The organism is Streptomyces sp. NPDC057543 (assembly GCF_042801895.1).
Lineage (GTDB): Bacteria > Actinomycetota > Actinomycetes > Streptomycetales > Streptomycetaceae > Streptomyces.
In genome coordinates this window covers 1-14,978 of record NZ_JBHVFF010000211.1, presented here as the reverse complement: position 1 = coordinate 14,978, position 14,978 = coordinate 1, and the positions used below count along the sequence as shown (strand labels likewise).

The following is a 14,978-nucleotide window of genomic DNA, read 5'->3' as shown; positions in this document are numbered from 1 at the left end:
CGGCGACCGTCCAGTCAACGCCGCCATCCACCCTGCTGGCCTGCCCATCAACACCTCCAAGGACGAGGCGTTGCGACGACCGATTGAATTCGCCCAATACACGAGCAGGTCCTTCGCCGAAGCCTGCGGGTCAGCAGGGGTTCGGCAGAGCATGAGCGCGGTCGGCTCCAGCGCGGACAACGCACTCGCCGAGTCCTTCAACGCGACCTTCAAACGCGAAACTCTCCAAGGGCGAAAGAGCTGGCCAGACGAGAGCGAAGCCCGACTCGACGCCTTCAGCCGTTGCAGGCCCTTCAACGTGTGGGCAAGGCCGGGCCCCACTGTCCAAAGGGCCCGGCCGTGTCTCTCACACCAGGAGAAGACGCCCTGCACGGGCACCGTATGCGCTGGTTGCGATGCCGTGAGTGACAACACGCGGGCGACCGGTACCGACGGGCTCGGGCCTGCAGCCTGCCCCGGTCAGTCCGTTCCTCGCAGCCCTGCAACCCGTGACTCAGCATGTTGTGCAGTTCAGCAGCAGCGGCCTCGGCTCGTTCGGGGCGCCTGACGCGTCCCGGAGGAGCACGGCACGAGCAACATGACGCTGCTGACAGCGGACACGATGGCGGAGGACCCGGTCCTGTGGCGGCTCGCCTACGACACGATCCGCCTGCTCGGGGTGCCCCTGGCGGTGGTTGCTGAGGGGCGTACACCGTGCGAGGTGATCCAGGACGTCCGGTTCCTGGGCAACGGCCGCATCACGCCGTGCAGGGACTTGCGGCCGGGTCGCGGATTGCGTTCCCGCGCGTGGAGGACCTCCGTTGGTGGCCGGGAAGTGTCATGGTCGTACAGGCTGGTTGGACGATGATGCGTCCTCTTGACCGAATCTGCTGCGGTGTCCGGGTGAGGAGGCCCTGCGGCGCACGGGAAGGGGCGCGGGGGGCGGCTTTGCTCCCAGTGTCCGCGACATGGGCGAGGGATCGCCTGTGCTCCGGCGGTCCCTGCACGTCAAGGAGAAGCCCATGCGATACACCACCCTGTCCGGCATCGCCGCCCTGGCCACGATCGTGGTCAACGGCGTGAGCGCGGTACCGGCCGTGGCGGCCCCCGGCATTTCGGTTCCGTGCGACACCACGGCCCTGATCAACGCGCTCGCCACGGCGCCCGCGGGATCCACCCTCGTCCTCGCCCGCCACTGCACCTACCACCTCACCACGGCCTACGCTGGCAATGACGGGCTGCCCCCCATCGACAGGCAGCTCACCATCGAGGGCCGGGACTCCACCATCGTCCGTGACGGGCTGATGGCCGGTGCCTTCCGCATCTTCCACGTCACCTCCACCGGTGACCTCCGGCTCGACGACCTCACCATCCGCGGCGGCAACGCGCCCGATGCGGGGGGAGGCATCCTCGTCGACAGCTCCGGCAATCTGAAGCTCGACAAAGTCACCCTCGACAACAACCAGGCCTACATCGAGGGAGGTGGCGTCTTTGTCGTGGGCGGCGCCACGGCGTACATCACCCGCAGCGAGTTCACCCTCAACAACGCGGGAGAGGGTGGAGGCCTGCAATCGGACGGCACAGTAACGACCGACGGCGTCGAATTCACACGCAACAACGCCGCGGTTGGCGGGGCCATCGGTCACGAGGACGGTGACTCGGTCTTCCGCAATACCACCCTGAAGAACAACACCAGCAGCCGTGAAGGCGGTGGCATCGACGTAGAGGGCGGCACCGTGCAGTTCATCAACAGCAAGATCATCGACAACACCACCACGGGCACGCAGGGTGGCGGGATCTTCAACGCGGCCTCGGTGACTCTCATCAAGACCGAGGTTTCAGGCAACGTCGCAGGAGGCTCCAACGGCCAGGGCGGCGGCATCTACGAAGACTTCGGCACCCTGGTGCTGCGGGACAGCTCGGTCGACCACAACAGCGCCAACGGCTCCGGCACTTCACAGGCCGGCGGCATCTACAACACCAACGGTACGGTGACACTCGATCACAGTGAGGTGAACAACAACGCCTCGACCGTCGCACCGGGCGGCGTGTGGACCGACACGCAGTTCACGGTGAACCGGTCGGAGATCCGGCGCAACATCCCCACCAACTGCGACGGCAGCCCCGTCATCGTCACCGGCTGCGTCGGCTGACACAACCCCCGATCCCGCGCCCCGCACCGACCGCCTCCGGTGCGGGGCGCCGCGCATCGGGGCGCAGGTCGAAAACTTTCTTCCCGGCCGGAGTCAGCCCGTGCCCGTGGTGGGCGCTCTTGCCGACGTCCAGGCCCAGGAAGACGCCCACCTCGGTGGTGTCGAACATCGTTATTCCCTCTCCCCAAGGGTGTTCACGGTGCCGGCCTCGGCGTCGGTGTCGTGCTCGCGCATCCACGTTATGCAGACCTGCCGCCCGCGAACTGTCCGGCGTTGCGCCGGACCGGGCAGTGGCCGGACCTCTCATCAGCGTCTCCGACGGCACCCCTCGGGCCCGGGTTGAGTCGGCACGGAGCGCGGTGCTGGTGTTGCCACCGGTCCGTTTCTCCGTGCCGCTCGCCGAACCCGCCGTGCGCCTTACGACGCAACGGGCTCTCCACGGTCTCTGCCGTTCTGCGTGGTTATGCAGGGACCCAAGGATTGGGGATCTTGTTGCCCCGGTAGCGGTAGCGAGTAACCGGCACCGCTGCCATATCGAACAACTCGACCCCGTCCACCGAAATCGGCTTCCAGCTCCCATTGGGCGCCTTCAGCCAGCGGCGGACGTCCTTCCACCTCCAGCGATGCAGGGTCTGCATCCACTTGACCACCCGCCACCAAGCGAAATTCGCCAGGTTGCTCAGGGTGTGTTTGCAGACTGCGTGCCTGAAGTAGTTGGCCCAGCCGTGCATGATCAGATTGAGTCTGGCCAGCACCTCTCGTGGATTCTGCTGCGACTTCCTGCGTGTCAGGGCACGGATCCTGTCCTTCAGCGACCGGATGGGCCGGTCTCCGATGAACGTGTAGACGTACCACTTGTCCGTTCCTCTCTTGCGTTTCCACTGGATGCGGAACCCAAGGAAGTCGAACGCTTCACTCATGTGCACGATCCGGGTCTTGGCTGGTGACAGCCGCAACCCGAGTGGTTCGAGCACTTCAGTGACCTCGTGCTTCAGGTCCTCGACGTCGGCCCGGGAGCCATGCACGAGCACCACAAGATCGTCCGCGTAGCGGCAGACCTTCCAGTTCGGCAGGCCCTTCGCCCGGCGTCGGGCGCGTCGGGCAGCGGTTCCCATCGTCCCGCCGTTCTTCCATGGCTCTTGCAGGCGCTCATCGAGCGCCGACATAGCTATGTTGAACAGCAACGGGGACAGGATGCCTCCTTGCGGCGTCCCAGCGTCGGAGGCCCTCTGGTTTCCGAGTTCGGTGAGAACTCCGGCCTTGAGGAACGCCTTCACCAGGGCCACGACTCGCTTGTCCTTGACCCGCTTACGCACCCGTTCCAGGAGAGCGGAATGCGAAACGGTGTCGAAGGCCGCTTCGACGTCAGCATCCAGCACCCAGCGGTAGCCCTTGGAGCCGAACAGCTGGATTTCGGCGATCGCGTCGTGAGCACGCCGCTCGGGCCGGAACCCGTAGGAGACCGGCTCAAAGTCGGCCTCGAAAATTGGTTCCAGCACCAGCTTCAGCGCCGCCTGGACAACCCGGTCCGCCACTGTCGGAATACCGAGGCTGCGGACCTTTCCGGAACCGCCCGGCTTGGGGATCTTGCGTTCCCGCACTGGCTGGGGCCGGAACGAACCGTCTTTGAGACTGGTCCGCAGGTCGTCCAGGAACCGGTGGACCCCGATCTGCTCTTCGACATGGGCGACGGTGACGCCGTCCATGCCCGCAGTCCGGGCCCCCTTGTTACCTGCGACCCGGTAGAACGCGTAACGCAGCGTCCTCGGGTCGTGCACGAAATTGAACAGGTCGTCGAACCTGCGGCCAGGATCGGCCGCCGCCCAACGGTGAAGTTTGGCCTGCATCCCCGATACCCGCCCGCCGGACTCTTCCGGGTCCTCGACAGGTGGGGCACCGCCGTTCAGCGGTGCGTCTTTCAGCATTGCAGCCTCCTTCCCTTCTCGATCCCGCTGCCGCCCTTCCCCATGTACGCACCTCTCGCGCGCTCGGAGTACTACGGCGGCTCCGCCCCGTCCCGACCCGATCGGCTGACGATGAGCCCAGCCCGTCCACCAGGGCGGATCCCTGGCAGAGGGCGTGAGCCGGAACGGTTCCCTTGTTCACTGCGACTCGCTCGACGAAGTAGGAGCCCAGCTCTGTCCCTGCGGCATCGTCACGGCTACCCCGCAGCACTTCACCGTGGCCTCCCGACAGGCATGTTAAAGCCCACCTGGGAGTTCCCCGTTCCAGTCACCCGGTTCGAGGACGCACCGCACCCGGCCCATATCTGCACAGGTTTGAGCCGGCGGGGGGTTGAGAGACGTAAACGCTGGTTCCTCTCGTACTCCTCTCCATCATGCTTGCCGGGCCCAAGCCATCTGGCAGTTCTGGCCCGTCCCGGCTTTGTCGGGGCCGCTCTCACCCTCACCGGCATCTCCCGGATCCAGGCTGCCCCCAGCTTCATCACCCTGCTGCGACAGGGACGATGGCGACGGTCTCTCACCTCCGCACGAGTTCACAGCGCCTCACGGCGCACTGACACCACCCCCAGGTCATGCCTTCGACAGGGGGCAACAGTCATGCCGGACCCGGAGGCCAGCGGCCCCACTGCAGGACCGCGAAAAACATAACTGTGAGAGTTCTTCTGCGGCCCGGGATGGGTTGCTGCCAGGCTCGACGCTTGTGATCCGGCATGACTCGAAACATAACTGGCGCCCCAGCGGCTGCCGTTCCCCCGAGATGTCTGCCGGACGCGGGCGTCGGCCTGGCCCACCCGTTGGCTTGATCAGCAGCTTGTCCGCCTTGCGGCGTGACTCATCACAGTTCCGCCACGCGGTGACTCCACCCAGGCCGACGCCACCTGCAGCCGCCCGCCAGTAAGGAGAACAACCGCGTGGCCATCCTCGCAGAAGAAGTCGACGGGGTCATCGGCGTCGATACCCACCGCGACACCCTTGCGGCAGCAGCCGTCAGTCCCATCGGCGCCGTGCTGGCCAGCACCGATTCACCCGCCAACGCCCGCGGCTACCGCCGCCTCCTGGACTTCGCCCGCGAGCACGTCCCCGGGCGGCGCTGCTGGGCTCTGGAGGGGATCGGCAGCTACGGCGCCGGCCTCGCAGCCTTTCTCGACCAAGCAGGCGAGCGTGTCGTCGAGGTCTGCCGGCCCAAGCGGTTGCCCAATCGGGGCGGGCGTAAGACGGACATGCTCGACGCCATCCGGGCCGCGAAGGAAGCGCTGGCCACCGAGCATCTGATCCAACCCCGGCTTCGCGGCGAACGCGAGGCCCTGCGGGTCCTCCTTGCCACCCGTCATGGCGCTGTCCTCGCCTCCACGGCCGCGATCAACCAGCTCAAGGCCCTGATCGTCTCCGCGCCGGATGGTCTCCGAGCTGAGCTACGGAAACTCAAGCGTCCGGCCCAGATCGCCTACTGTGCTCAGCTTCGGGACCGTCCGGCACAGAGCCTTGAGCACCGGATGACGGCGCGGGCCCTGCGATCCACCGCCCAGCGCATCCAAGCCCTGCAGGCCGAGGCCAAGGATCTCGAGAAGGACATCCACGCCCTGGTCGCAGACATGGCTCCGGAACTCCTCGACCTGCTCGGCGTCGGTCCGATCACTGCGGCTCAGATCCTGGTCAGCTGGTCCCACCAGGGACGATTTCGTTCCGAAGCGGCCTTCGCCTCATTCGCCGGCGTCTCACCTATTCCCGCATCGTCCGGACTCACGAACAGGCACCGGCTCAACCGCAGCGGAGACCGGCAACTTAACCGGGCCCTGCACACCATCACCTTGATACGCATGCGGCTTGACCCCGTCACGAAGGCGTACGTCGCTCGGAGGATCACTGAGGGAAAGACCGCCCGCGACGCGCAGCGATGCCTCAAGCGCGTCATCTGCCGCCAACTCTTCAAAACCCTCGAACGGATCGACCGCCCCACGCTCAGGAGCATCGTGGATCTTGTTCAAGCGGCTTGACACGACATAGCAGCCTCGGGACTGTTGACGAACGTGTCCGCTCTCAGCCGAGCTTCGCACCGCAATTGGTGCAGAACACTTCACCTTCAGGGTTCGTGGCGTTACACGATAGACATCTCTGTGTCCCGGGCGCACGCGCACCTGTGGTTTCACCCGCCTGCGCGCTTGCAGACCCACCCGTCAGCGGTTCGCCGCACTCGTCACAGACTGTGCTGCCGTCTGGATTTTCGTGCCACGAGGAACAACGTACTGCCATGATCTCTATCCTCCTGTTTCGAGATTCGTTCGCGAGGTGACATCGCCTCACATCTATCCGCCAGGTCAGCCCGGTCGTCCTACCTCGGATACCAGCCGCAAAGTAACTGCCTGTGAGAGGTAACCGGATCATCGGCCGCGAAAACAACGAATATCGCTGCGAACGCCTCCGCCCTGCCGTGATCCCGTGTTGTGTGCGGCAGCCGGACGCGAGGTCCGTGCCGCCACGGCTCACCTGCAGCGCGCGCGTCTGTTGCCCCATGGCCTTCTCGACCAGGGCCGGCTGGCGAAACCGGGGCTGACGGAGCACTTCGAGGAGCCGGTCGGTCTCGGCCTCGATCCGGCGCTGCCGGCCGGCCCGTGTGACGGCGGCTCTGAGCCTGTTCCGGGTGAGCCGGGCAGCCTCGGCTGGAGTGGGCGCGACCGCCAGGATCGCGCGGGCTTCACGTGCCAGCAGCCGTTACCGCTTGTCGGTGAACGCCTCGATGATCGCCGGGTAGTACTCACGCAGGTGCGACCGGAGCCGGTTGTGGGCCCTGGTGCGGTCCCAGACGGCCCGGGGATCCCCGGGCCGTTCTGAGAGGACTTCTGCGATGCGCGACCTGCGACGACAGTTCCGCGTGACAGACCTCCTCTGGCTCGGCTGACCGCCACCGCACAGAAGCGACCCCCGGCAGGGAAAGTGCCGGGGGTCGCTTCGTTCGAGAGTACGCGGACTTGCCAAATGCCCCGCTCGCCGTAGCTAAACGAGAACAGGGCGTCGTTCGGGTGAAGCAACCCGGTGGTGCCACGAGTATCTGGATCTTGCTTGATACAAGGAGCAGGACCATGCGCGTTGCTCCACGAAAAGGAACGTGTAGATGTACGGAATTTCCGGTGGCCGACTTCGGACCGCCACTCTGGCCGTGGTGTCCGGTGCGTTCCTCCTTTCAGGTGTGACTCCAGCCGTAGCCGCTCCAGCCGTAGCCGCTCCTGTCGTAGCCAGGGCCGGGGGGGGGAAATGCTCTACCAGACCGTTGGGATGCTGTGGCGCGGAGAGTTCGGCTTCACCCCGAACGACAAGCCCGCCAACACCTGCATCGCGTTTCCGGCGCAGAAGGACCCGGCCAAGGACAAGGTCGTCGACGTGCGCAACGCTTCCAACGTCACACTGACCGTCTGGGAGAAGCAGGACTGCACTGGCAACTCCGTCCGGGTGGCCCCCGGTCGTTCAATCGGTTTTACCAATAGCAGGTGGGTAGAGGACCCGCGGGCGGTGTCCTTCGGCAGCTACTGATCCGCTGCAGGAAGCCGCGCGCGGCGACGCGAGCCGACGCCCGGGTGAATGACCCCGGCCGTAACGCTGGAGAAGCCGTCCACCCGGGCGAAAGCGTCAACCTCAACCAGCCCTCTGCCTCTTCCAGCGGCAGACCTCGCGAGGCCCGCGGAGCCTGACGACCTTTTCGGCCGATTCACTCGTTGGTGGGTTTACCTGCCGCAAACCGGTGAAACCGGGCTGTTTGGGCAACTCCGACACACTGGGGCACTCGACGCTGGGGCGGACAGGTATACCTCCCACGAAAGAGGGTGGCTTCGTGCGTTCCTCCTCGAAGGCGCGGCGTGTTCTGACCGTCCTGGGCTTAGCGGCCACCGCGATGGTGCCGCTCACCGCGGCTCAGGCATCCCCGGCCGTCGACAGGCAGCAGGCCAGTGAGTACGTGATCCGGACGTTCGACAACAAGTGCCTCACCGTCCCTAGCCCGGATGACGGCGCCCCGATCACCCAGTTCGACTGCGACGATAGGTTCTTCCTGCGGTTTAGGATCGTGGCGGTCGGCGGTGGCCAGTACGAGATTCGGACGTTCGCCGACAAGTGCCTCGATGTGAAGGACCGTAGCCCGGCGGACGGCGCCCCGATCATCCAGTGGAGTTGCAACGGTGGGCCCAACCAGCGGTTCAGGATGGTGCAGACTCCCGACGGGTACGAGATTCGGACGTTCGCCGACAAGTGCCTCGACGTGAAGGACCGTAGCCCGGCGAACGGCACCCCGATCATCGAGTACGGCTGCGACGGTGCGCCCAACCAGCGGTTCACGATCGAGCGTCGGCTGTAGCCGCTCACCTGTCTCCAACCCGCACCGCCCTTTTGGGCAGTGCGGGTTCGGCTTGCCCGGGGCTGTCGGGGCTTGCGGCCCGGCGGCGGGGTCAGCGATATCCGTTGTTTTCGCGGCCATCTACTACGGCGACCCCAAGTAGCCGGGCAGCGCGGGGGCCCCGGGCGTACATCACCCGGGGCCCAGCCGATCAGTTACAGCACGCCGAGCAGGGCGTTGTCCTCCCACTGGTCGACGACTTCGAGGTAGCCGGCGAGCACCTTGGAGTGCGGGGCCCATCCGCCCTGTTTGGCGATGACGATCTGGTCGTGGCCCTTCAGGCGGGAGGACGTGGCGAGCCCGCGGCGGGGGCTGTGGCCGGTGAAGCGGATCTCGATCCCGGCCCGTGCGCCGGCGCGGGTGACGACGTCACCGATGGACTCGGGCTGCAGTCCGCTCTCCAGGACGGTGTGCCAGCGGTTGTGCAGGCGGCGCCAGGCGTAGCCGTCCGGGTCGGTGAGGCCGGCGGCCTCCTTCCACGCCTGCCATGCGCGGACCGGGCAGATCGAGGGCCGGGAGCCGTACGGGACCGGGACGACGCGGGGCCGGACCTTGGACACACGCAGGTCGGCCTGGAGGTTCGTGCTCGCGGCCGGCGACGGCGAAGTGCATGAGGACCAGGGCGCGGTCCCGGATGCCCATGAGGTTGTCCGGGCAGGCGGCGCTGATCTTCACCAGGTGCTCGACGAGCAGCGGCGGGGCCTGGCCCCGGCCGCGAGTCTCTCCGCTGGCCTCCATCTCCTTCACCAGTTGCTTGAGGCGGTTGCGGGCGAGCCGGGCGACGCCGTCCTCCAGCCGCGCGCCGGGGGATGGCGGCTGCGGGTGTCCGCTCTCAGATAAGTCCGGGTGGGGCGGGCCCCTGGCCTGCGGTGCCCGGACTTGAGTGAGACGGGTTTCGCAAGGTCGTCTCACTCAAGTCCGGGCAAGCGGCCTTCTTCGTCAGATGTGGAGTTCGGGTGGGAAGCCGGTCCAGCGCAGTTCTGCGGGCAGGTGCCGCATGTCGTTGTGGAACAGCACGGAGGACGGCCTGCCGGGTGCGTATCGGATGGCCGTCAGGGCCGCGTTGCTGTGGTTGAGGCCCATCCAGCGCCACTCGGGTGCGTCGAGGGCAGCCCGGATCAGCCATCCGATGAGGAAGTTGTGCGTGACAACCAGTTCATGGCGGGGGCGATCGCCGTCGACCGGACCTGTGAATTCTGCGAGTGCCTCCCGGGCCAGTGCAGGACCGCGGTTGCGCTCTTCTTCGGGAACCTGCGCGAGGAAGTTGAGCATGGCGTCGGCCGAATCCGGCGGAAGCTCCTCCTTCGCAGGCAGGTAGGGGATGTAGTCGCCGGCCAGTTCCGACTGGTGCAGTGGAACGGCGTCAAGTTGTGCGCTGATCAGCTGGGCCGTCTGCTGCGCCCGGGATAGCGGCCCGTGGTAGATCGCCGAAAGCGGGGTGTTCCGGAGCCGTTCACCGAGGAGAACGGCTTGGCGCCGGCCGCTTTCCGTCAGGGTCGTCTCATCTGCCGACGCTTCACCGTGCCGGGCGAGGTAGAGGCATCGAGTGGCTGTGTCTGTCATGTCCCGGGTCTCCGTCGTCATCCGTGATCTTGTATGTCAGGGATGGACGCTGAGCTCTTTGCGCATAGTTCCGTCGCGGCTGCGCTGGCCCAGTTGACGATGAGTGTGGGGACGCCTTCGGGGTTGCCGAGCCGATACTCGATCTCCGCGGCTGACGACTTCACAGGACCAGCCACAACGACCGTAGGCACAGCCACAGCGACATACCGGGAGAAGACCAAGACACCCCACCAAATGCCCGGAGATGACTGAGACCTCAACTCAGATGCCCGGGACAGGACAGCGGGGCCCCAGCTGTTCTGTCCCAGATAACTGTGGGCAGGGCGAGGTTCTGACCTGCGGTGCCTACGATTGAGTGGGACAGGTTGGCGGCCAGCGTCCCGCTCAACCGTAGGCAGCGTGATGTTCACCCGCGGATACAGGCCAGCAGCAGACTCCTTGGAGTCGGTCGCGATGTGCTGGCTGTCATGGCACGGGGAGCCGACTTGGCTCTCCTGGCTTGTCGGGCGAGTCGGTAGTCATCGGCTTCACAGATGAGTTCCCGAGAGCGGATCTGGTGCAACTCGAAGTGCATGCCGCTCGCTCCTACTGGTGGAGCTCCATGACGTCGGCGACCACGCAGCTGACGTTGTCGGGGCCGCCGGAGCCGTTGGCGAGGGCGATGAGTTCGCGGACGGCCTGCTCGGGATCACTGATCACGGAGAGCACCCGGCGGATCTCTTCGGTCGGCACGATGGTGGACAGGCCGTCGGAGCAGAGCAGGTAACGGTCTCCCTGCTGGGCGTCGCGAAGACGCATGTCGGGTGTGGCGTCGGCTCCTTGGCCCAGGGCGCGTATCAGCAGCGCCCGCTGGGGGTGGGAGGCGGCTTCTTCCGAGCTGATGCGTCCTTCGTCGACCATCGACTGCACCATGGTGTGGTCGTGGGTGATCTGGAACAGCTCTCCATCGCGCAGGAGGTAGACGCGGGAGTCGCCGATGTGGACGAGGGCCAGCTGTGAGCCGGTCCAGAGCATTGCGGTGAGTGTGGTGCCGGCTTCTTCGGGTGATGAGCCGGGTCCGGCGACGCCGTTGACGGCCTGTTTGGCCTGCTCGATGGCGTCTTCGAGGACGTTGAGGAGATCGCCTGCGGGGATGCTGTCGGTTTCGAGGCGCTTGAGCGCGTAGACGGCGGCCGCGCTAGCTGGGGCTCCTGCGCTGCCGAAGCCGTCGGCAACGGCGAGCAGGCGGGACCCGGCGTATGCGGTGTCCTGGTTGCTCTCGCGGACAAGGCCTGTGTCGGAAAGGGCGGCGTAACGGATTCCCAGGGGCTTGGTGGTGGGAGACATGGCGGGGTCCTTCCAGGACAGATGGTTGATGAGGAAGGAAGCGAGGTCCCGCCGCGCGGCGGTGTCGGCCTCGACCTGGGCCCAGAATGCGCGGATCTCCTGTGCCGCCGCGGCTGGTTCCAGCGTGTTGACGTGCTGAGCGTCCTCGCCTCCCGCCCCGGCATGGAGCTCATGACCGAGGTCGTCGATCCCCGGGACGACTGGCCCGTGGAGGCCCGCACACTCCGCCTGGAGCTGCTGGAGCTGTACGGCGAGCACGACGGGCTGCCGGACGTGGCCGGCGGCTGGATCGCCCGCTGGCCCAGCGTGAACACCCGCCGCACCTACGCCCGGAGCTTCCGGGTGTGGGAGGCCTACGCCCGCGAGCGGGGCCAGCACCCGCTCACCGCCGCGTTCCCGCTCGCCGACGCCTTCGCCCGTCACCTGGAGGCCGCTCCGACCCTGCGCCGGGTCAAGGGCGGCCAGTACGGCGAGATGGCCCCCACCGGCAGGCCGCGCGGCGACGCGTCCCGGGCGACCCTGCTCTCGGCCTGCTCCAGCTTCTACGTCTACGCCGTGCGGGCCCGCGCCGCCGAAGCCGATCCCTTCGAGGCTGTGCTGCGCCCGGTCGTCGACCCGGACGAGTCACCGACCGAAGGCCTGACCGAGGACGAGACCGCGAAGCTCATCGCGACCGCGACCGCCTGGTCCCCGCGTGCCGAGGCGCTCGTGAAGCTGCTGTACCGGATGGGCCCGCGCGTGGACGAGATCCTGGCGCTGGACGCCGACCAGCTCGGCTACGACCGCGGCCACCGCACCCTCCCGCCGCGGGTCAAAGGAGGAAAGGTGCGGCCGAAGCCGGTCGTGCCACTCGCCCTGGACGCCCTGGAGTGCTACCTCGACGGCCGGACCGCCAGCCCGCTGTTCGTTACACGGACCGGAGCGCGGCTGCGGGAGTCCGAGGTCTGGAAACTGCTGAGACGTCTCGCGGCAAAGGCGAACCTGCCGCAGGCCGACTCGATCAAACCCCACGTCCTGCGGCACGGATTCATCACCGACTCGCTCGACGCCGGCGTTCCCCTGCAGGACCTCCAGGACGCGGCCAACCACAAAGACCCGCGCAGCACTCAGCGCTACAACCGGCGCCGCCGACGCCACGAGAACCACCCCGGTCATACCCTCGCCGCTCGCCTGGCCGACAAGCTCGCGCCCCATGAAACCCCGGCGTCGTCAGACTGATTGCTGGGAGACCATCCTCGCCGCGGCCGCCGTCCGGGTAGGCGCCCGGTGCGGCTGCCGCCTTTTGATGACTCCTCTTATCGAGTGCGAGAGTCCCGGTCCGGGTGATACAAGGTCTGCGTGACTGAGCATCTCTACTTCCCCACCCTGCTGCGGATGATTGACGAGCGGTCCGCCGCGTTCCGCGCCGCCGTCGCCGCGGCCCCCAGCCTCGACGCCGACGTCCCGTCCTGCCCGGGCTGGACGCTGTACGACCTGGCGAACCACCTCAGTGAGGGGGACCGCTTCTGGGCCTACATCGTGCTGAACACCGCGCCGGGCGACGAGCGGCCGAGCAAGGACGGGCTGGCGGCGCCCAGGGAGCGCGAGGCCCTCATAACCTGGCTGGCCGACTCGACGGAGCAGCTGCTTACTGCTCTGCGCGAGGCCGGCCCGGACCGGGGCTGCTGGGCCTGGTGGGAGCCGCTGGCCTCGCCGCACACGGTGGCCGCCGTGGCCCGCCGCCGCGTCCCGGAGTCGCTGATCCACACCTACGACGCCCAGCTGGCCTCCGGTACCCCGCAGGAGTTGCCGACGACCGAGGCGGTCGACGCCATCGAGGAGTTCCTCGCCACCGTCTGCACCGTCACGGTCCCGTGGCCGGGCGAGCCCGCCACCATGGACTACCACGCAGCCGAGGCTGGCTCCTGGCGCCAGACGGTGGACGCCGCCGGTTCCCGCTTCACCCGCCTCACCGCGGCGGAGGCCGCCGAGAGCAAGCCCACCGCCGCCATCTACGGCACGGCGAGCGAGATAGCCCTGCTCATGTACATGCGCATCCCGGCCAGCTCGCTGCGGATGGAGGGCGACGCCGACCTGCTCCAGCAGCTGCAGGACTGGGACTAATTAGCCTCGCCGTTTCGGTTGAGATGAGGCCGGAAGCGGGGAGGAAATACGAAAGTGCCTTCTGAGCTGGGACGATGAACCTTGTCGAGGGGTTCTGTCGGTCCAAGCGGAAGGCACTTTCTGCGTGCAGGGTATCGAGAACACAAGCAGCGCGATCGACTCGATCCTCCGGCGGGCGTAGGGTGCGGCGGCGCGGGCACCCTCGCATAGGCTGGCCGTCTCATCGACGCACCGCGACGAGGATCAGCCCATGCGCAGCAGCACCAGAATCCGCCTAATAGAGCCCACCGACGCCGCCCCGATCGCCGCGCACCGGGTGCGGGACTTTGAGGCTTTCCGGCCGTGGGAACCCGCCCAGCCGGCCGACTTCTTCACCCCAGAGGGCCAGGCGGAGCGGATAGACAGCCTGCTGGCCGGATACCGGGCCGGCACGGTCTGGCCGGGCGTAGTACTCGCCGACGACCAGGTGATCGGGCAGATAACCGTCGGAGGCATCCTGCCGCAGCCGCACCTGCGCCGCGGCTCCGTCGGATACTGGATCGCCAGCATCGCCCAGAATCAAGGGCACGCCGGGCACGCCGTCGCGCTTGTACTCCGGGTGATGACGGACGAACTCGGGTTGCACCGCGCCGAGGCGTCCACCAATCTGGAGAATCTGCCGTCGCAGCGGGTACTGCGCCGTAACGGGTTCAGCCCGTACGGCGTCGCGCACTCCTCGATCTTTCTCGACGGGAGCTGGCGGGACGGGCTGCTGTGGGAGCGGGTCCTCGGCGACTAACCTCGCCGCTTCGGTTGAGATGAGGCCGGAAGCGGGGAGGAAATACGAACGTGCCTTCTGAGCTGGGACGATGAACCTTGTCGAGGGGGTCTGTCGGTCCAACGGAAGGCACTTTCTGCGTGCAGGGTATCGGTTCTCGTCCCAAGCTCCATGTCTCCACTGACGGTTCGGGGGTGGTCGGGCACGTGGGCGCACGTTTGCTGGCAGATCTTGCCGATGCCACCGGTCTGACCACCGCCTACTCCACTGCGCTCAGGCCGCTGCGACCGCGTGGCACCGGGCACGATCCAGGTCGGACCGCCACCGATCTCGCGGTGATGCTCGCCGACGGCGGTGAGGCGATAGCGGATCTGGCCGTGCTGCGGGACCAGGGCGAGGTATTCGGCCCGGTCGCCTCCACACCTACCGCCTGGCGGTTGCTCGCCGACACCGACGGGACAGTACTCGCTTCACTGCGAGCGGCCCGCGCCTCAGCCCGGGAAGTCGCCTGGATGCAGGCCGCCGAGACCGGCCAGGGCATACCCGCCGTCCAGGCCGGCGGACGAGAACTTCCCGGCCTGGTCCTGGACCTCGACGCCACACTGATCAACTCCCACTCGGAAAAGGAACAGGCAGCGCCCACTTAGACCGTGTCCCATGTGGTGATCACTCGTTGAGCTGTTCATGGGGCGGGATACGTGGAGTTGGATTGTTCCGGACGGGCTGTGGGAGATCGCGAAGCCGTTGATCCC

General features: G+C 67.1%; 12 protein-coding genes and 3 pseudogenes. 9 read left to right on the top strand and 6 right to left on the bottom strand.

The annotated features are described in order from the left end of the window. Positions 1 to 97: 97 nt before the first annotated feature. Together ACFU8Q_RS28920 and ACFU8Q_RS28915 are read left to right on the top strand one after the other, a co-directional pair. Positions 98 to 277, top strand: a pseudogene (locus tag ACFU8Q_RS28920) (integrase core domain-containing protein); the annotation flags it as partial. A 724-nt stretch (positions 278 to 1,001) separates the two neighbouring features. Then, a complete protein-coding gene (locus ACFU8Q_RS28915; protein WP_384459028.1) occupies positions 1,002 to 2,132 on the top strand; it encodes a hypothetical protein in 1,131 nt (376 codons plus the stop codon). On the opposite strand, the gene ACFU8Q_RS28910 is transcribed toward ACFU8Q_RS28915, so the two are convergent. After that, complete coding sequence (locus ACFU8Q_RS28910) at positions 2,113 to 2,301, bottom strand: hypothetical protein (RefSeq protein ID WP_384459031.1); 189 nt, start codon at positions 2,299 to 2,301, stop codon at positions 2,113 to 2,115. The genes ACFU8Q_RS28915 and ACFU8Q_RS28910 overlap by 20 nt on opposite strands. A 292-nt stretch (positions 2,302 to 2,593) precedes the next feature. Further along, positions 2,594 to 4,057 carry a group II intron reverse transcriptase/maturase gene (gene ltrA / locus ACFU8Q_RS28905; protein ID WP_384459025.1) on the bottom strand — a complete coding sequence of 488 codons (1,464 nt, stop codon included), beginning with the start codon at positions 4,055 to 4,057 and terminating at the stop codon, positions 2,594 to 2,596. Between the two features lie 950 nt (positions 4,058 to 5,007). On the opposite strand from ltrA, the gene ACFU8Q_RS28900 reads away from it, so the two are divergent. Beyond that, positions 5,008 to 6,090, top strand: coding sequence for an IS110 family transposase (locus ACFU8Q_RS28900; RefSeq protein ID WP_384459022.1), 1,083 nt, complete (start codon positions 5,008 to 5,010; stop codon positions 6,088 to 6,090). A gap of 43 nt (positions 6,091 to 6,133) precedes the next feature. On the opposite strand, the gene ACFU8Q_RS28895 is transcribed toward ACFU8Q_RS28900, so the two are convergent. Further along, entirely contained in the window at positions 6,134 to 6,346 is a 213-nt protein-coding gene (locus ACFU8Q_RS28895; RefSeq protein WP_384459019.1) for a zinc-ribbon domain-containing protein, read from the bottom strand. 999 nt (positions 6,347 to 7,345) lie between these two features. On the opposite strand from ACFU8Q_RS28895, the gene ACFU8Q_RS28890 reads away from it, so the two are divergent. Beyond that, positions 7,346 to 7,621: a hypothetical protein gene (locus ACFU8Q_RS28890; RefSeq protein WP_384459016.1), complete on the top strand. Its 276-nt coding sequence runs from the start codon at positions 7,346 to 7,348 to the stop codon at positions 7,619 to 7,621. Between the two features lie 298 nt (positions 7,622 to 7,919). Continuing rightward, positions 7,920 to 8,438: an RICIN domain-containing protein gene (locus ACFU8Q_RS28885; RefSeq protein WP_384459013.1), complete on the top strand. Its 519-nt coding sequence runs from the start codon at positions 7,920 to 7,922 to the stop codon at positions 8,436 to 8,438. Between the two features lie 194 nt (positions 8,439 to 8,632). Here ACFU8Q_RS28885 and ACFU8Q_RS28880 read toward each other — a convergent pair whose 3' ends face one another. The 3 genes and pseudogenes from ACFU8Q_RS28880 to ACFU8Q_RS28870 all read right to left on the bottom strand — a co-directional run. Next, entirely contained in the window at positions 8,633 to 9,037 is a 405-nt protein-coding gene (locus ACFU8Q_RS28880) for a hypothetical protein (protein ID WP_384459010.1), read from the bottom strand. A 379-nt stretch (positions 9,038 to 9,416) separates the two neighbouring features. Next, complete coding sequence (locus tag ACFU8Q_RS28875; RefSeq protein WP_384459007.1) at positions 9,417 to 10,040, bottom strand: histidine phosphatase family protein; 624 nt, start codon at positions 10,038 to 10,040, stop codon at positions 9,417 to 9,419. A gap of 585 nt (positions 10,041 to 10,625) precedes the next feature. Further along, positions 10,626 to 11,483 (bottom strand): annotated as a pseudogene (locus tag ACFU8Q_RS28870) (PP2C family protein-serine/threonine phosphatase); the annotation flags it as partial. Here ACFU8Q_RS28870 and ACFU8Q_RS28865 point away from each other — a divergent pair. The 4 genes and pseudogenes from ACFU8Q_RS28865 to ACFU8Q_RS28850 form a co-directional block, all read left to right on the top strand. Beyond that, the gene (locus tag ACFU8Q_RS28865; protein ID WP_384459004.1) at positions 11,388 to 12,584 is read left to right on the top strand and encodes a tyrosine-type recombinase/integrase; all 1,197 of its coding nucleotides are present in this window, start codon (positions 11,388 to 11,390) and stop codon (positions 12,582 to 12,584) included. The pseudogene ACFU8Q_RS28870 and the gene ACFU8Q_RS28865 sit on opposite strands and share 96 nt — an antisense overlap. 120 nt (positions 12,585 to 12,704) lie before the next feature. Then, positions 12,705 to 13,469 (top strand): maleylpyruvate isomerase family mycothiol-dependent enzyme, encoded by a 765-nt coding sequence (locus ACFU8Q_RS28860; protein WP_384459001.1) that lies wholly within the window; start codon positions 12,705 to 12,707, stop codon positions 13,467 to 13,469. Between the two features lie 250 nt (positions 13,470 to 13,719). Continuing rightward, entirely contained in the window at positions 13,720 to 14,247 is a 528-nt protein-coding gene (locus ACFU8Q_RS28855) for a GNAT family N-acetyltransferase (RefSeq protein WP_189282388.1), read from the top strand. Positions 14,248 to 14,324: 77 nt separating this feature from the next. Then, a pseudogene (locus ACFU8Q_RS28850) lies at positions 14,325 to 14,870 on the top strand (transposase); the annotation flags it as partial. Between the last annotated feature and the right edge of the window lie 108 nt (positions 14,871 to 14,978).